Here is a 17,239-nt window from a genome sequence, read left to right as displayed (position 1 = left end):
AAGCTGCACATAAAGCAAAACGGGCGGCATGGAAATGCCACCCGTTTGCCACAAGACCAAGAATTAGAGCGGGATGCGGGCGGAAAACCGCGCAGACTTTTCCTCATCCCGCTCCAGACGGCGATATTATTCCGCGGCAGCTTCCGCAGCGGCTGCCTCTTCGGCGCGCTGCTTGGCTTCGGCGGCACGCTCCTGTGCCTTCTTGCCCGGCTGCGCCTTGCTCGGGTTGTTGCGGGCCGGGCGCTTGGCAAGGCCGGCCTGGTCGAGGAAGCGCAGGACACGGTCGGTCGGCTGCGCGCCCTGGGCGATCCAATGCTGGACGCGTTCGGCGTCGAGCTCGACGCGCTTTGCATCGTCCTTGGCGAGCATCGGGTTCCAGGAGCCGAGCTTTTCGAGGAAGCGGCCGTCACGCGGAGAGCGCGCATCGGCAACGACGATCTGGTAATAGGGGCGCTTCTTGGAACCGCCGCGGGCGAGACGAATTTTCAGTGCCATTTCAATTTACTCCTTGCAGGCTTTCTTGACCGCTTCGTTCAAGCGGAACGGGTGGTGCCGACGCCGCCCGCGGGCTGCGAGCGATCGGCGGCAATGGCTTCATGATGCCGGATGACTTCCTTGATGATGAAGTTCAGGAACTTCTCGGCGAAATCCGGATCCAGATTGGCATCCTTTGCCAAACGGCGAAGGCGTTCGATCTGGTATTCTTCGCGCGCCGGGTCGGCCGGCGGCAACTGGTGCTTGGCTTTGAGAACGCCGACCGCCTTGGTGCAGCGGAAGCGTTCGGCCAGCATGTGGACGAGCGCGGCATCGATATTGTCGATCGACTGCCGATAGCTCGCCAATTCCTCTTTGATCTCGGGATCAAGCATTCGTGGCGATCCTCACTTCTTCTTCGGGAGACCCGGAAGACCCGGGAACCCGCCGAGGCCCGGCAGCTTGGCACCGCCCAAACCTGGCAAACCACCGCCTCCACCGAGGCCGGGAAGGCCGGCGCCCGGCTTGCCGAGGCCGGCGGCTTCCGCCTGCTTCTGCAAGGCCTCGAGCTGCTTCGGGTCCATCTTAGAGAGATCCGGCATGCCGCCGCCAAGGCCCCCGAGGCCCATCTTGTTGGCAAGGCCGCCCATCATCTGCTTCATCATGCCGCCTTTGCCCTTGCCGCCCATCATCTTCATCATGTCCGCCATCTGGCGGTGCATTTTCAGAAGCTTGTTGATGTCGGAGGCATCGGTGCCGGAACCAGCGGCGATGCGCTTCTTGCGCGAATGCTTGAGAATATCCGGATTGGCACGCTCGGCCTTGGTCATCGACGAAATGATCGCGAGCTGGCGTTTGAAGAGCGAATCGTCGAGGCCGGCGGCGCTCATCTTGTCCTTCATGCCGGCCATACCGGGCATCAGCCCCATGATGCCGCCCATACCGCCCATCTTCTGCATCTGCCGAAGCTGATCGGCGAGGTCGTTCAGGTCGAACTTGCCCTTGGCCATCTTGGCGGCCATGGCGGCAGCCTTCTCGGCGTCGATATTCTCCGCCGCCTTCTCGACGAGCGAGACGATGTCGCCCATGCCGAGGATGCGGTCGGCAACACGGCGGGGATGGAACTCCTCGAGCTCGTCCATCTTCTCGCCGACGCCGATGAGCTTGATGGGCTTGCCGGTGACTGCGCGCATGGAGAGCGCCGCACCGCCACGGCCGTCGCCGTCCATGCGGGTCAAGACCAGGCCGGTGATGCCGACGCGTTCATCGAAGTTGCGAGCGAGATTGACGGCGTCCTGGCCGGTCAGCGCGTCGGCGACGAGCAGGATCTCATGCGGATTGGACTTCCGCTTGATCTCCGCCATCTCGATCATCAGCGGCTCGTCGATGTGGGTGCGGCCGGCGGTGTCGAGGATGACGACGTCGTGGCCGCCGAGCTTCGCCGCCTGGACGGCGCGCGCGGCAATATCGGTCGGCGACTGGCCGGCGATGATCGGCAGCGTATCGACGCCGGTTTGGACGCCCAACTGCCGCAACTGCTCCTGCGCGGCCGGACGACGGGTGTCGAGCGAGGCCATCAGGACCTTCTTCTTGTCCCTCCCCGTCAGCCGCTTGGCGATCTTGCCGGTCGTCGTCGTCTTGCCCGAGCCCTGCAGGCCGACCATCATGATAACGACGGGAGCCGGCGCATTGAGGTCGATCGTCACGCCTTCGGAGCCGAGCATGGCGACAAGCTCGTCATGGACGATCTTGACCACCATTTGGCCGGGCTTGATCGATTTCAGGATTTCGGCGCCGACAGCCTTCTCGCGGACCTTTTCCGTGAAGGAACGCACCACGTCGAGCGCGACGTCCGCTTCGAGCAGCGCACGGCGAACCTCGCGAAGCGCCGCGGAAACGTCAGCTTCCGACAGGGCGCCGCGGCCGGTCAGTCCATTCAATATGGAACCAAGACGGTCCTGGAGGCTCTCGAACATTCTCTCTTCCTTCTGGTTTCCGGTTGACCATGATCACCCGGAAACGTGGGTTCCCTCGCGCGGAAAACAAGGCGCAAAGCCAAAAACCACCCGAGGGCGCAACGCGCTGTCGGATGGTGACCTCCGGGCTCTCTTTATACCTTTGCGGGGCCCGGTCGGCGGCTTCGAAGTTATCACTTGCGAAGGAATTTCGCCGCGATAAACAGGAAAGCGGACCAAAAGTCAAGGATGGAGCGCGGAACCGCTCCGATCATGCTCCGCCTCCGCCTGACGGGCGAGCGTTTCGAAAGCGGCATCGATCCGCGTCATCACTCTGAGCGCCACGACCACCTCGGTCTGGTTGATGTCGCCGAGAACAGCGTGCAGCACATCGAGCTCGCGCTGATGGACGGCATTGAACAAATCTCTGCCGGTGGTGGTAGGGTTGCAGAAATAGGCGCGGCGGTGTTCGGGATTGGGCTGTTTCTCGACCAAGCCCTTCGCCATCAAGCCCGCGGCGACGCGCTGCACGAACTGCCGCTTCATCGACAGCCGTCTGGCGGCTTCCGGCACCGTCAGCGGCTCGTCGCAGATAAGTTCCAGTACGGCCCGTTCGGCGACCGTGATTCCAACGCCGTCGAGCATCTTCTCCAGCGTCCTGTTGACGTTGAGATGAACGGGACGGACGAGCTTGATGGCCTTGTAGAGGCGTTCCTGTTTATCGAATCGCACGAGCATCGGCGCATCGTAGCAATCGAGTTGTCATCTTCAAGAAATTCTTAACAAGCCTTGCCTGGGCTCTGTGATCGGGCGGTAAAACGCTTATCTCTTGCGCTAGCGCGGGATGAGGAAAAGTGTGCGCGGTTTCCGCCCGCATCCCGCGGCTCAACTTTTAGAATCCCTGCAGCCGAGGCAGCGATGAGGAAAGGTGGCAATCCCTATTACAGCGGTCCCGTTTCGGACCATTTCGACGGTGTTCGCTTTTTCAATCCGGGTGGCGCCGCTCCGCGCGGCTTCGTCGACCTCTTGCGTTGGCAGTTCGGCGGCGGCCAGGCGCGATGGCCGAGCCGTTACGACAGCACATTCCCGCCGGCGCGGCCCGATCTGAATGTCGACGGCGATCGCCTGCGTGTCACCATGGTCGGTCACGCGACGCTTCTGATCCAGGTCGCCGGCCTGAACATCCTCACCGATCCCGTTTGGTCGCATCGCGCGAGCCCCTTCGCCTTCGCCGGTCCCCATCGCCGCAACGCGCCCGGCATCCGGATGGACGACCTGCCGCCGATCGACATCGTGCTCGTCACCCACAACCACTACGACCATCTCGACCTCGAAACACTGGCCGCTTTGAACGGCGAGCATGCGCCGCATGTCGTAACCCCGCTCGGCAACGATACGATCATCCGCCGCGCCGCGCCGGATGGGGAGATATCCTCCGTCGACTGGGGCGACCGGATCGATCTCGGAGATGGCGTCGTCATCCATGCGGAGCCCTGCCATCACTGGTCGGCTCGCCGTTCGCGAGACCGGCGCATGGCGCTCTGGGCCGCCTTTGTCATCGAGACGCCGGCCGGCAAGATCTACCATGTCGGGGATACGGGCTTTCACGAGGGCATCAACTATCGCGCGGCGCGCGAAAAGCATGGGTGCTTCCGTCTCGCCAACCTGCCATTCGGCTGCTACGAGCCGCGCTGGTTCATGGCATCACAGCACCAGAACCCGGAAGAGGCGGTGATGGGCATGGTCGCCTGCGGCGCCGAATACGTCGCCGGACACCATTGGGGCACGTTCCGGCTGACCAATGAGGGGATCGATGAGCCGCTCCGGGCGCTCGAAGCCGCACTCGACAAGGCTGGCATCGAACGAACCCGCTTCAGGGCGCTGCGCCCGGGGGAGGTCTTCGACGTTCCCGTCTCGTCGGAGGAATGACGCCGGCACTGGTAATTTCCGGGCTTTTCCGCCATATACAGCCCGAATGAGAGGCGCCTCCCGGGTTGGAGGCCGGATTTGGACAATCGCAACATGGCCGACCAGGTGCAATTTGCCAGGATGAACGGGCTTGGGAACAAGATCCTGGTGGTCGACATGCGCGGCCGCAAGGACCGCGTCACGCCCGCGGCCGCGATCGCGCTCAACACCGATCCGGCGACCGAGTTCGACCAGATCATGGCGATCCACGATCCGAAGGCGGCCGGCACCGACGCCTGGATCGACATCATCAATTCCGACGGATCGATGGCCCAGGCCTGCGGCAACGGCACCCGTTGCGTCGTCCAGGCGCTCGCCGCCGAGACCGGCAAGAAAGCCTTCCTCTTCCACACCGTCGCGGGTCTGCTCGAAGCCAAGGAGCACGACGACGGCACGATTTCGGTCGACATGGGCACCCCTCGTTTCGGCTGGAAGGAAATTCCGCTCGCGGAGGAATTTCACGATACGAGCCGCATCGAGCTGCAGATCGGTCCGATCGACGATCCGGTGCTGCACTCGCCATCGGTCGCCTCGATGGGCAATCCGCATGCGATCTTCTGGGTGGAAAACGACGTCTGGAGCTACGAGCTCGACCGTTTCGGCCCGCTGCTCGAAAACCATCCGATTTTCCCCGAGCGCGCCAATATCTCGATCGCGCGCGTCCGCTCGCGCGAGGAGATGGACTTGAGGACCTGGGAACGCGGCGCCGGCCTGACGCTTGCCTGTGGCTCGGCCGCCTGTGCCGCCGCCGTCAGCGGCGCCCGTACCGGCCGCACGAAGCGGACGGTAACGGTGAACGTTCCCGGCGGGCCGCTTACGATCGAATGGCGCGAGAGCGACGATCACGTGATCATGACGGGGCCGGCCGAGTGGGAATGGTCGGGCAGACTCGATCCGGCCACCGGCGCCTTCGAGCGCGACGATGCGACAAACAGCCAAAACGGGGCGCGGGCGCTTTGAGCGGCGTCGAGGTCATAACCTTCGGCTGTCGCCTCAACACCTATGAATCGGAAGTGATGCGGGCGGAAGCCGAGAAGGCGGGGCTGAACAATGCCATCCTCGTCAATACCTGCGCCGTCACCGCCGAGGCCGTGCGGCAGGCGCGCCAGGCGATCCGTCGCGCGCGCCGCGACAATCCGCATGCCCGCATCATCGTCACCGGCTGCGCCGCCCAGACCGAGAAGGAGATCTTCGCCGAGATGGCGGAGGTTGATGCCGTGCTCGGCAACGAGGAGAAGCTGAAAAGCGCTTCCTATCGCTCGCTGCCGGATTTCGGCGTCTCGGCGGAGGAGAAGCTCCGCGTCAACGACATCATCAGCGTGCGCGCCACCGCGCCGCAGATGGTGAAGCACATCGACGGACATGTGCGCGCCTTTATCCAGGTGCAGAACGGCTGCGACCACCGCTGCACCTTCTGCATCATCCCCTATGGCCGCGGTAATTCCCGCTCGGTGCCGATGGGGGCCGTCGTCGAGCAGGCGCGCCGGCTGGTGGAAAGCGGCTATCGCGAGATCGTGCTGACCGGCGTCGATGCGACGAGCTACGGCGCCGACCTGCCCGGAACGCCGACCCTCGGTCTCCTCGCGAAAACGCTTCTGAAGCATGTACCGGAAATCCTGCGTCTGAGGCTCTCGTCGATCGACAGCATCGAGGCGGACAGGCATCTCCTCGACCTGATCGCCGACGAGCCGCGGTTCATGCCGCATCTGCACTTGTCTCTGCAGCATGGCGACGACCTGATTCTGAAGCGGATGAAGCGGCGGCATTCGAGCACTGAGGCCCGCGCCTTCTGCGACGAGGTTCGGCGTCTGAGGCCCGAGATCAGCCTCGGCGCCGACATGATCGCCGGCTTTCCGACGGAGACGGAGGCGATGTTCGACAACGCCGTGCGCCTTGCCGAGGATTGCGGCATCGCCCATCTGCACGTTTTCCCCTATAGCCCGCGCCCCGGCACGCCGGCGGCGCGCATGCCGCAGCTCGATCGCGCGCTCGTCAAGGAACGTGCCGCGCGCCTGCGCGCCAAGGGAGCGACGCTCTACGCGGCCCATCTCGACCACATGGTCGGAAGCGAGCAGACGGTTCTCGTCGAGATGAACGGGCTGGCGCACACCGAAAACTTCACGCTCGTCGATGCGGCCGGTCTCGAGCCGCGATCGCTTATTGCGGTCGAAATCACCGGCCACAATGGCAAGCATCTGACGATGCAAAGAAAACACATGGCTGCGGCCTGACACCGGACATTCCCATGGCGATTGGTTTCATCAAGAAGATCTTCTCCTTCGGCAAGGACGCCGTCGAGGAGAAGCCCGTGCCGCCGCAGGAGACTTCGGGTGCGGCGGCGGATGTAGCAATACCCCCCTCTGTCCCTGCGGGACATCTCCCCCACGAGGGGGGAGAGCAGGGGGAGACCGCGGCGGCCGCTGAGGACAACCGGACAGCCATCGAGGAGGCAAAGGTCAGCGACGACGATCGTGCTGTCTCGCCCGAACCCAGCGCACTAGAGGTCGAAGCCAAGAGCGACGAGGCCGCGGAAAGCACCGGTCCCGCCGCAGGTGAAAACGCTGCGGTTGAGGACGAGAGCGCGCCGCTTCCGATCTCCCCCCCTGTGGGGGAGATGCCGGGCAGGGCAGAGGGGGGGGAGGCCGCTTCCGAGCACTCCGCGCTTGTCGGTGAGGCGCCGCCACCCCCTTCTGTCCCTTCGGGACATCTCCCCCACAGGGGGGGAGAACAGGGGGACACCGAGGCAATCGCAGAGGAGAACTGGACCGCTGCCGGAGACGCAAAGGCGGGCGCGGAGGAGCGCGCCGCCTCGCCAGATGCAATCACGCAAGACGCTCCCAAGCTAGCCGCACCGGAGACCGAGGCCACACACGAAGGCCCTGAAGCACGCGCCGATGTCGGCGCGGCCGAAAGCGTCGAAACGGGCAAAGAGAGCGCCCCAATTCTCTCCCCCCTTGTGGGGGAGATGCCCGGCAGGGCAGATGGAGCAGAGACGCCGGGTGACCTCGCAGCCACTCCCGCAGCCAACCTCCCCAAGGGCTTCGCGGCCGCCGACCGGCGCCCGAAGGAAGAGGCATCCGGCCCGCAGGCGAAGCTCAACTGGTACCAGCGGCTTCGCCGCGGCCTTTCGCGCACCTCCTCGCAACTCACCGGCCAGATCGCCAGCCTGTTCACCAAGAAGAAGCTCGACGAGGCGACGCTGCAGGATCTCGAGGACCTGTTGATCCAGGCTGACCTCGGCGTCGAAACGGCAATGCGCATCACCGATACGCTCTCCTCCGAGCGCTACGGCAAGGACGTCACGGGCGAGGACGTCTCGCGCATCATGGCCGGCGAGATCACCAAGGTGTTGGCACCGGTCGCCAAACCGCTTGAGCTTGATCTCAGCCATAAACCGCACGTTATCCTCGTCGTTGGCGTCAACGGCACGGGCAAGACCACGACGATCGGCAAGCTCGCCGCCAAGCTCTCCGGAGCCGGCCTGAAGGTGATGCTGGCGGCGGGCGATACCTTCCGCGCCGCGGCGATCGAGCAATTGAAGATCTGGGCTGAACGGACGAAATCCGACATCGTGGCGTCGAAGCTCGGCGCCGATGCGGCCGGCCTCGCCTATGAGGCGTTCCAGCTCGCCCGCGAGAAGAAATCCGACGTGCTGATCATCGATACCGCCGGGCGGCTGCAAAACAAGGCCAAACTGATGGCGGAGCTCGAAAAGATCGTGCGCGTTCTCGGCAAGCTCGATCCGGACGCGCCGCATACGGTGCTGCAGACGCTTGACGCGACGACCGGGCAGAATGCGCTGCAGCAGGTCGAGATCTTCCGCAATGTCGCCGGCGTCAGCGGCCTAATTATGACCAAGCTCGACGGTACGGCGCGCGGGGGCATCCTCGTCGCGATCTCCGCCAAGCACAAGCTGCCGGTCTATTTCATCGGCGTCGGCGAGGGCATAGACGATCTCGAGCCGTTTGAGGCGAAGGATTTCGCCGAAGCGATCGCCGGCCTTGGGGCGTCGTGACGCACGCATGAGCTTTACTGAAGCTGCGGCGTTGATATGGTTTTGCCGCAATGCTGGTGTTATGAGCGGACGGAGCGGGCAAAGAGGGGCGAGGCAGGTTTCCGCCCGCGCCCCGCACGAGGCGCGACAGAAGAGATGACGGAACAGGATCGGCAGATGTCGACAATCGAGGCCACGAAACCGCGGACAGAGGTAAGCCCGCTCCTGAAGCTTCTGCTGGAGCTCGGGCCGCTCATGGTTTTCTTCTTCGCGAATTCCCGCGGCGATTGGCTTGCAAGCCGCTTTCCCGCGCTTGCCGAGCTCGGCGGGCCAATCTTCATCGCCACCGGCCTCTTCATGGCGGCGACGGCGGCGGCGCTCATTGCCTCCTGGATCATGACGCGCACGCTACCGATGATGCCGCTCGTCTCCGGCATCGTCGTCTTCGTCTTCGGCGCGTTGACGCTCTGGCTGCAGAACGACACCTTCATCAAAATGAAGCCGACCATCGTCAACACGCTCTTCGGAGCGATCCTGCTCGGTGGGCTCGTCTTCGGCAAATCGCTGCTCGGCTATGTCTTTCACGCCGCCTTCAGGCTCGACGACGACGGCTGGCGAAAGCTCACGATCCGCTGGGGCGTGTTCTTCCTGTTTCTTGCCGTCCTGAATGAAATCGTCTGGCGCTCGTTCTCCACCGACTTCTGGGTCGCCTTCAAGGTCTGGGGCACGATGCCGATCACCATCCTCTTCACCCTCGCCCAGATGCCGCTGATCATGAAGCACTCGCTCGAGCAGGATAGCGCCGAGTGACGATCGCCGCCGGAACCGACGATCAAAGACAGCGCGCCTGGAGCTGGCTCATCGCCTGCCTCGCCGTGCTTGCCGCTCAGATTCTGGGGCAGCATCTCATGGGAAGGCTGTGGATCTGCGAATGCGGCTACGTCAAATTCTGGGAAGGCGTGGTGAATTCCAGCGGCAACTCTCAGCACATCGCCGACTGGTACACGCCGTCCCACATCATTCACGGCTTTCTCTTCTACGGTCTCGGCCATCTTCTCATGCGCGGCAGACCCTTAAGCGCGCGGCTGCTGCTCGCGACCGTCGTCGAATCCGCCTGGGAGATCGCCGAGAACACGCCGATGGTGATCAACCGCTACCGTTCCGCGACGATCTCGCTCGACTATTTCGGCGACAGCATCCTGAATTCGACCATGGACACGCTCGCCATGGCGGCAGGTTTCCTCATCGCCTCGCGTCTGCCCGTGGCACTGACGGTCGCGATCGCGATCGTCCTCGAACTCTTCACCGGCTGGATCATCCGGGACAACTTGACGCTCAACGTGCTGATGCTCGTCTGGCCGCTCGATGTGGTGAAGGCGTGGCAGGCGGGAGTCTAATAGCTCGAGAATATGCCCCCTTTATCCGCTGCCGCGACCTTCGCCCCGCGTGCGGGAGAAGGTGGCCGGCAGGCCGGATGAGGGGCAAACCTTCTACGACGCCGCAAGCGCCTTCTCGATTGCCGGCATCAGTGCTTCTTTGAGGCTCTTCTCGTCGAAGGGACCCACGCGCTTGTAGAGGATCGTGCCGTCGGCGCCGACGAGATAGGATTCGGGAATGCCGTAGACGCCCCAGTCGATCGCCGCCTTGCCGTTCGGATCGACGCCGATCGCCGAGAACGGGTTGCCGAGTTCGCCGAGGAATCTCAGCGCATTGTCGTTGCGGTCCTTGTAGTTGATGCCGACGACGGTGAGACGCGGGTCCTTCGACAATTCAAGGATGATCGGATGCTCCTGACGGCAGGGCACGCACCAGGAGGCCCAGACGTTGACGAGGGTGAGCTTGCCCTTGACGGCCGCATCGGTGAGTGCCGGCATAGGCTGACCGGCCGGTGTCACGGCGCCCTCGAGCGGTGGCAGATCGAGCTTCGGCGCCTTGGTGCCGATCAGCGCCGAGGGGATTTCGCTGACGTCCCTGCCGGAATTCAACTGGCTCCAGAAGATGAGCGCTAGAGCCGCGAAGATCAAAAGCGGCAGGGCCGCCAGCAGATAGCGCAAAGCGCCGGGCTTGCGCTCGTCCGGTTGCGGCGCCTGCGTGCTCGTCATTTGCCTTCTCCGCTCGGCGCCTCCGCCGAACGGCGGCGAATGCCGGCGGCTTCGAGTGCCCTTAGCTCCCGCTGACGGGCTCGGCCGTCACCGACAACCCAGGCGACGAGCGCCGCAACGGTTACCGCGGCGACTGCATAGCTCGCGATGACATAGGCTGCATGGCTCATCATGGCGCCAAGGTCTCCCGGCCGGCATGGCGGGCCGCCTGGCGCCGGAGCGACGTTACCCGGCGGCGCCAGATCTCGTTGCGCATGGCGGCGATATGGAGGGTGAAGAACAGGAGGGTGAAGGCAACCGCCATGACCAGAAGCGGCCGCAGGAATTCCGGATCGATCGTCGGCCCATCGAGGCGCATCACGCTTGCCGGCTGATGCAGCGTGTTCCACCATTCGACCGAGAATTTGATGATCGGGATGTTGACGAAGCCGACGAGAATCAGCACCGCCGAGACGCGGGCCGAGCGGGCAGGATCCTCCATCGCGCGGTTGAGCGCGATCAGCCCCAGATACATGAGGAAAAGCACGAAGACGGAGGTCAGCCGCGCGTCCCATACCCACCAGGTGCCCCACATCGGCTTACCCCAGAACGAGCCGGTGACGAGCGCCAGGAAGGTGAAGGAGGCGCCGATCGGTGCCGCCGACTTGGCCGACACATCGGCGAGCGGATGGCGCCAGACGAGTGTCCCGAGCGCCGAAATCGCCATCACCGTATAACACATCATCGACAGCCAGGCGGAAGGCACATGCACATACATGATACGCACCGTCTCGCCCTGCTGGTAATCGCCCTCGGTCGTGAAGGAGAGCCACAGTCCGGCAGCGAAGAACAGCGCCGCGAGAGCCGCAAGCCAAGGCAGGATGCGGTCAGCGAGCGCCAGAAACCGGGTCGGATTGGCGAGATCGCTGAATTTGCGAATGGCGAGGCTGTTTTCGCTCATGACGGCTCTTTAACGCGGAAGGACCCCTTCCGCAATCGACCTACAGCGCCGCGCGTCCTTTAGACGCGCAAAGTCGCTGCAGCACTTGGACTTCTGCATAATCTTATCCTCAGATCGAAGCCGATCTAAGGAATTATGCAGTGGCCAATCAAGTTTGCGTTGGTTCGGCCGGTTTGCCTCCTGCCGTCAATCGGCCGAATGCTTGAGCGCCGCAGCCGCCGCAACCGGTCCGATCACCGCGAAGAACAGGGTTATCGCCAATAAGATCATGAAAGGCGGCAAAAAGGGGGCGGGATCTTCGACCGCAGCGTAAGTCGCGCTGACGCCGAAGATCAGCACCGGTATCGCGAGCGGCAGCACGAGGATCGAGACGAGCAGGCCGCCGCGCGGCAGCGCCACGGCGACCGCTGCGCCGACGGCGCCGATGAAGGTGATCGCCGGCGCTCCAGCAAGAAGGGTGAGCATGGTCGCGCCGATGGCGAGCTCGTTCATGTTCATGAAGAGACCGAGAAAGGGGGAGGCTACCACCAGCGGCAGGCCGGTGGCGGCCCAATGGGCGGCGCATTTGACGAAGACCGTCAGAACGAGCGGCGTCTCCTGCATTAGCAGGAGATCGAGCGAGCCGTCCTCGCGCTCCGCCTGGAAGAGCCGGTCGAGTCCCAGGAGCGAGGCAAGCAGCGCGCCGATCCAGAGGATGGCCGGGCCGATGCGCGCGAGCAGGTTCAGATCCGGCCCAACGCCGAACGGAATAACGGCGACGACCGTCATGAAAAACAGCACGCCGATCATCGCGCCGCCGCCGGCGCGCACCGAAAGCTTCAGGTCCCGGAAGAAGAGGGCGATCAATGCGTGAACCCCTTCATCTGCAATGTCTTCGGCTGCGCGATCCCCAGCGGCTGGTGGGTGGCGGCAATGACGATGCCGCCGTGATCGAGATGGGCGGCGACCAGCCCGGCAAAGAGCCGGTCGGCGCTGACATCGAGCGCCGCCGTCGGCTCATCGAGGAGCCAGATCGGCCGGTAGGCGACAAGCAGCTTCGCCATTGCCATGCGCCGCTGCTGGCCGGCCGAAAGATAGCCGAAGGGCAGTTGGGCGATACCGGCTAGACCGACGGCCTCTGCGGCGGCTGAGAGGTCGATGCCGGAGCCGCCCGGCGAATCGCCCAAAAAGCGCTGCCAGAAGGAAAGATTTTCTTCGACCGTCAGCTCCCGCTTCATCGCATTGCGATGACCGAGGTAGTGGCTGAGCTCGTGCGGATGGGCAAAACCCGAAGGTCCGTTCTCGATCGAGAGCCTGCCCGATTCGGCTCTGAGAAGACCCGCCAGAACGCGCAGAAGGGTCGACTTTCCCGAGCCGTTCGGACCCGTCACCACGAGGGCCTCGCCGGCCGCAAGCGAAAAGGAAATATCGTTGAAAATCAGGTCCTCGCCGCGCCGCGCACTCAAACCTTCAGCCAGCAGGCGCATGAATTTTCAGCTTCCCTTCAGGTGTCTTTTCGCAGAGCAAAAAAAGTTCCGATTGGACCTTGGTTGGTCTGGCACGATTTGGAGAAATTATCTATAACGCGCCCAACACGCCAGCGGTCGGCGTGAATTTCATCCAAGCGCCGAACATGGAATGACATTCCACGTACGGACAGCGGAAATGGCCGCACCCGCATCCCATTTCGCGCCTCACAGGCGCTCGGGCGTTCGTACGTCAGCTTTTGGCGATCAGACGGAACGGGGTATTATCCAGTGTCCAAATCCCTAGACAGCTTCAATTGTCGCTCCACGCTCACAGTCAACGGCGTGGACTATGTCTATTACAGCCTGCCGAAGGCGGAAGCGAACGGCCTCGCCGGCATCTCGAAGCTTCCCTATTCGATGAAGGTTCTGCTGGAGAACCTGCTGCGCAATGAGGATGGACGCTCGGTCACCAAGAAGGACATCGAAAACGTCGCCGCCTGGCTCAGCGACAAGGGCACGGCCGAAAACGAAATCGCCTACCGTCCGGCGCGCGTGTTGATGCAGGACTTCACCGGCGTTCCGGCCGTCGTCGACCTCGCGGCGATGCGCGACGCCATGGTTTCGCTCGGCGGCGATCCGGAAAAGATCAACCCGCTCGTTCCGGTCGACCTCGTCATCGACCATTCGGTGATCGTCGACGAATTCGGCACGCCGACCGCCTTTGCCCGCAACGTCGAGCTCGAATACCAGCGCAACGGCGAGCGCTACCGCTTTCTGAAATGGGGCCAGCAGGCCTTCAAGAACTTCCGCGTCGTGCCGCCGGGCACCGGTATCTGTCATCAGGTCAACCTCGAATATCTCGGCCAGGCCGTCTGGACCCGTGAAGAAGACGGCGAGATCACCGCCTATCCGGACACCTGCGTCGGCACCGACAGCCACACCACGATGATCAACGGTCTCGGCGTTCTCGGTTGGGGCGTGGGCGGCATCGAAGCGGAAGCGGCGATGCTCGGCCAGCCGGTCTCGATGCTCCTGCCGGAAGTCATCGGCTTCAAGCTCACCGGCAAGCTCAAGGAAGGCGTGACCGCGACCGACCTCGTGCTCACCGTCGTGCAGATGCTGCGCAAGAAGGGCGTGGTCTCGAAGTTCGTCGAATTTTTCGGCCCCGGCCTCGACAATATGACGCTCGCCGACCGCGCGACGATCGGCAATATGGGTCCGGAATACGGCGCCACCTGCGGCTTCTTCCCGGTCGATGCCGAAACGATCAACTATCTCACCATGTCCGGCCGGGAAGAGAGCCGCATTGCGCTGGTCGAGGCCTATTCCAAGGCTCAAGGGATGTGGCGCGAAGGCGACGGCTCCGAGCTCGTCTTCACCGACACGCTGGAACTCGACCTCGGCGACGTCGTGCCGTCGATGGCCGGCCCGAAGCGCCCCGAGGGCCGCATCGCGCTCGAGAACATCGCTTCCGGCTTCGCGACCGCACTCGATAACGACTACAAGAAGCCCGGCCAGCTCCAGAACCGTTATGCCGTCGAAGGCACGGATTTCGATGTCGGCCACGGTGATGTCGCGATCGCGGCGATCACCTCCTGCACCAACACCTCGAACCCGTCGGTGCTGATCGCGGCTGGCCTTCTCGCCCGCAACGCCGTCGCCAAGGGGCTGAAGACGAAGCCTTGGGTCAAGACCTCGCTGGCGCCCGGATCGCAGGTCGTTGCCGAATACCTGGCAAAGTCCGGCCTGCAGACCGATCTCGACAAGCTCGGCTTCAACCTGGTCGGCTTCGGCTGCACGACCTGCATCGGCAACTCCGGCCCGCTGCCGACGGAGATCTCCAAGACGATCAACGACAAGGGCCTGATCGTCGCCGGCGTTCTCTCCGGCAACCGCAACTTCGAAGGCCGCATCTCGCCGGACGTCCAGGCGAACTACCTCGCCTCGCCGCCGCTCGTCGTCGCCTATGCGCTCGCCGGTTCCGTCCAGAAGGACCTTACCAAGGAGCCGATCGGCGAAGATCAGAACGGCCAGCCGGTCTATTTGAAGGACATTTGGCCGACCTCGCAGGAGATCCAGGACTTCATCTTCAAATACGTTACCCGTGAGCTCTACGCGACGAAGTATGCGGACGTCTTCAAGGGCGACGCCAACTGGCAGGCGGTTCAGGTGCCGGCCGGCCAGACCTACGCCTGGGACGAGGCCTCCACCTATGTCCAGAACCCGCCCTATTTCGTCGGCATGGGCAAGAAGGGCACCGGCATTTCCGACATCAAGAACGCCCGCGTCCTCGGCCTCTTCGGCGACAAGATCACCACCGACCATATTTCCCCGGCCGGCTCGATCAAGGCGGCCTCGCCAGCGGGCAGCTACCTGCTCGAACACGGCGTCACCGTCGCCGACTTCAACCAGTACGGCACGCGTCGCGGCAACCATGAGGTGATGATGCGCGGCACCTTTGCCAATATCCGCATCCGCAACCACATGCTCGGCCCGAACGGCAAGGAAGGCGGCTACACGATCCACTATCCTTCCAAGGAAGAGATGTCGATCTACGACGCGGCCATGATGTACAAGGAAGAGGGCGTTCCGCTCGTCATCTTCGCCGGCGTCGAATACGGCAACGGGTCCTCGCGCGACTGGGCCGCCAAGGGCACCAACCTGCTCGGCGTGAAGGCCGTGATCGCCCAGTCCTTCGAGCGCATTCATCGCTCGAACCTCGTCGGCATGGGCGTCATCCCCTTCGTCTTCGAGCAAGGCATGACCTGGGAGTCACTGGGTCTCAAGGGTGACGAGGTGGTGACCATCGAGAACCTCACCAATGTCCAGCCGCGCGAGAAGCGCGTGGCCAAGATCACCTATGGCGACGGCTCGGTGAAGGAGGTTCCGCTCATCTGCCGCATCGATACGCTGGACGAAGTCACCTACGTCAACAATGGCGGCATCCTGCAGACGGTTCTGCGCGATCTCGCCGCCTGATTACCGATTGCTGAACAAAGAAGCCGGGGCATCCACGATGCCCCGGCTTCTTCATGTCCGTTGCGATGCGGATGTGGGAAACGAAGACTCTAGGCACGCTCGCGCCGCCTCTCACCTGCATGGCGACCGCCTTTCCCAGCCTTCGGATGGTCACTCCAACGTGACTTTGCGTTGAAGGCCGGCCGTCGTATGTAGGAGCTCTCGCTCCGACAGGTCGCCCGCATAACGAACAAGAACAGTGACGCCATGAAATCCGCCTGCAAACCAACGATCCGACGTCTCGTCCTGACGGTCGGGCTTTTTGGTGCGATCTGTGGTGCGGCCGCAGCGGGCGACGGCAAGACGGTCAAGGGTGTCGTCGAACTCTTCACCAGCCAGGGCTGTTCCTCCTGCCCGCCGGCGGATGCGGCGCTGAAGAAACTCATCGACGAAGACGACGTCGTCGCGCTCGCCTACCATGTCGACTACTGGAACTATCTCGGCTGGGCCGACACGCTTGCATCCAAAGAGAACACGGAGCGGCAATATGCCTATGCCCGCATGCTCGGCCGCTATGGCGTCTACACGCCACAGGTGATCCTTAACGGGCGCGATCATGCGAATGGCTCCGACCTGCAGGCGATCAGGAACCGGCTCGCGGGCATGAGCGCCAAAGGCAAGGGTCTCTCGGTGCCGGTCGACGCCTCGATCGGCGGCGATGAAATCTCGATCAAGATCGGCGCCGGGGAAGGCCGGGCGAATGTCGTCGTCGTCTATTTCGACCGCGCCAGGGTGGTGAAGGTCGAGAAAGGCGAGAACAGCGGCAAAGAGCTCGCCTATTGGCACGCGGTGCGCGACATACAGACGATCGGCATGTGGGAGGGAAAGCCCGCCCAATTCACACTGCCGGCCTCGGTGCTGATCGAGGGGCAGGGCAATAGTGGTTGCGCAGTATTGCTGCAATCGATGAAGGACAAGGAAACGCCTGGAGCCATCATCGGAGCCGCAACGCTTCTCGCGGGGCCGCAGGGCAAGCTTTAAGCGGACGAGGAAAGCCCGCGGCTTTTCGCCCTATGCTTTCCACCAGCGCCTGCGCGGAATTGGAAGTGGGGGGTGGTTCGGCCCGGCAGCATCGAGGGGCTGGGGCTGAGGGTTCGAAGTTACCGGACCGAACCGGCCATGCTTGCGTTCGTAATCTCCCGCAGCATGACGCCTGTCCGGACATACGGTGGCAACGACTCTGTCCGGCAGCGGACGGAGTGTTGCGGCGAATTGGGGCGGCGATTTGACTGAATTGCGGCAGCGGCAAAAATTGCTGGCATTCGTCAACAGCTTCCGACTTGCTTTTCGGTCCGCGTGAGGCACACTGTCGTAGTCCTGTCACATCAGAAGGCCGAACT

At 63.4% G+C, this 17,239-nt stretch carries 17 protein-coding genes; 8 read left to right on the top strand and 9 right to left on the bottom strand.

The window, feature by feature from the left end; genetic code table 11:
- Positions 1-126: 126 nt before the first annotated feature.
- From rpsP to AYK65_RS16295, 4 genes are all read right to left on the bottom strand, one after another.
- Positions 127-495, bottom strand: a complete 369-nt coding sequence (rpsP, locus tag AYK65_RS16310; protein ID WP_026615386.1) for a 30S ribosomal protein S16 — start codon at positions 493-495, stop codon at positions 127-129.
- A 38-nt stretch (positions 496-533) separates the two neighbouring features.
- Positions 534-869 carry a chorismate mutase gene (locus tag AYK65_RS16305; RefSeq protein ID WP_081159000.1) on the bottom strand — a complete coding sequence of 112 codons (336 nt, stop codon included), beginning with the start codon at positions 867-869 and terminating at the stop codon, positions 534-536.
- Positions 870-881: 12 nt separating this feature from the next.
- On the bottom strand, positions 882-2,450 hold the full coding sequence (gene ffh / locus AYK65_RS16300) for a signal recognition particle protein (protein WP_046120566.1): 1,569 nt from the start codon (positions 2,448-2,450) through the stop codon (positions 882-884).
- Between the two features lie 222 nt (positions 2,451-2,672).
- Entirely contained in the window at positions 2,673-3,167 is a 495-nt protein-coding gene (locus AYK65_RS16295; RefSeq protein ID WP_026615389.1) for a MarR family winged helix-turn-helix transcriptional regulator, read from the bottom strand.
- 180 nt (positions 3,168-3,347) lie between these two features.
- On the opposite strand from AYK65_RS16295, the gene AYK65_RS16290 reads away from it, so the two are divergent.
- From AYK65_RS16290 to AYK65_RS16265, 6 genes are all read left to right on the top strand, one after another.
- On the top strand, positions 3,348-4,358 hold the full coding sequence (locus AYK65_RS16290) for an MBL fold metallo-hydrolase (RefSeq protein WP_026615390.1): 1,011 nt from the start codon (positions 3,348-3,350) through the stop codon (positions 4,356-4,358).
- Between the two features lie 93 nt (positions 4,359-4,451).
- Positions 4,452-5,357, top strand: a complete 906-nt coding sequence (gene dapF, locus AYK65_RS16285; protein ID WP_046120689.1) for a diaminopimelate epimerase — start codon at positions 4,452-4,454, stop codon at positions 5,355-5,357.
- On the top strand, positions 5,354-6,628 hold the full coding sequence (gene mtaB / locus AYK65_RS16280; RefSeq protein ID WP_081158999.1) for a tRNA (N(6)-L-threonylcarbamoyladenosine(37)-C(2))-methylthiotransferase MtaB: 1,275 nt from the start codon (positions 5,354-5,356) through the stop codon (positions 6,626-6,628). The genes dapF and mtaB overlap by 4 nt, the downstream gene beginning before the upstream one ends.
- Before the next feature lie 14 nt (positions 6,629-6,642).
- The gene (ftsY, locus tag AYK65_RS16275) at positions 6,643-8,412 is read left to right on the top strand and encodes a signal recognition particle-docking protein FtsY (RefSeq protein WP_081158997.1); all 1,770 of its coding nucleotides are present in this window, start codon (positions 6,643-6,645) and stop codon (positions 8,410-8,412) included.
- 156 nt (positions 8,413-8,568) lie between these two features.
- The gene (locus AYK65_RS16270; RefSeq protein ID WP_026620143.1) at positions 8,569-9,201 is read left to right on the top strand and encodes a septation protein A; all 633 of its coding nucleotides are present in this window, start codon (positions 8,569-8,571) and stop codon (positions 9,199-9,201) included.
- Positions 9,198-9,788: a DUF2585 domain-containing protein gene (locus AYK65_RS16265; protein WP_046120563.1), complete on the top strand. Its 591-nt coding sequence runs from the start codon at positions 9,198-9,200 to the stop codon at positions 9,786-9,788. Before AYK65_RS16270 ends, AYK65_RS16265 begins: the two co-directional genes overlap by 4 nt.
- 93 nt (positions 9,789-9,881) lie before the next feature.
- On the opposite strand, the gene AYK65_RS16260 is transcribed toward AYK65_RS16265, so the two are convergent.
- The 5 genes from AYK65_RS16260 to ccmA all read right to left on the bottom strand — a co-directional run bounded on the left by AYK65_RS16260 (position 9,882) and on the right by ccmA (position 12,899).
- Complete coding sequence (locus AYK65_RS16260; protein ID WP_081158996.1) at positions 9,882-10,493, bottom strand: DsbE family thiol:disulfide interchange protein; 612 nt, start codon at positions 10,491-10,493, stop codon at positions 9,882-9,884.
- Positions 10,490-10,666: a heme exporter protein CcmD gene (gene ccmD, locus AYK65_RS16255; protein ID WP_026615397.1), complete on the bottom strand. Its 177-nt coding sequence runs from the start codon at positions 10,664-10,666 to the stop codon at positions 10,490-10,492. The genes AYK65_RS16260 and ccmD overlap by 4 nt, the downstream gene beginning before the upstream one ends.
- A complete protein-coding gene (locus AYK65_RS16250; RefSeq protein ID WP_081158994.1) occupies positions 10,663-11,433 on the bottom strand; it encodes a heme ABC transporter permease in 771 nt (256 codons plus the stop codon). The genes ccmD and AYK65_RS16250 overlap by 4 nt, the downstream gene beginning before the upstream one ends.
- A gap of 186 nt (positions 11,434-11,619) precedes the next feature.
- Positions 11,620-12,279: a heme exporter protein CcmB gene (gene ccmB / locus AYK65_RS16245; RefSeq protein ID WP_026615399.1), complete on the bottom strand. Its 660-nt coding sequence runs from the start codon at positions 12,277-12,279 to the stop codon at positions 11,620-11,622.
- Positions 12,276-12,899 (bottom strand): heme ABC exporter ATP-binding protein CcmA, encoded by a 624-nt coding sequence (ccmA, locus tag AYK65_RS16240; RefSeq protein ID WP_026615400.1) that lies wholly within the window; start codon positions 12,897-12,899, stop codon positions 12,276-12,278. Before ccmA ends, ccmB begins: the two co-directional genes overlap by 4 nt.
- 270 nt (positions 12,900-13,169) lie before the next feature.
- On the opposite strand from ccmA, the gene acnA reads away from it, so the two are divergent.
- Both acnA and AYK65_RS16230 read left to right on the top strand, forming a co-directional pair.
- Positions 13,170-15,860: an aconitate hydratase AcnA gene (gene acnA / locus AYK65_RS16235; protein ID WP_046120560.1), complete on the top strand. Its 2,691-nt coding sequence runs from the start codon at positions 13,170-13,172 to the stop codon at positions 15,858-15,860.
- 246 nt (positions 15,861-16,106) lie between these two features.
- Positions 16,107-16,880, top strand: a complete 774-nt coding sequence (locus tag AYK65_RS16230) for a DUF1223 domain-containing protein (protein ID WP_026615402.1) — start codon at positions 16,107-16,109, stop codon at positions 16,878-16,880.
- Positions 16,881-17,239: the final 359 nt, after the last annotated feature.

The organism is Ensifer aridi, from assembly GCF_002078505.1.
Taxonomy (GTDB): domain Bacteria; phylum Pseudomonadota; class Alphaproteobacteria; order Rhizobiales; family Rhizobiaceae; genus Sinorhizobium; species Sinorhizobium aridi.
Note: the sequence above shows the minus strand (reverse complement) of the source record. Positions and strands in the feature narration are given on the sequence as shown.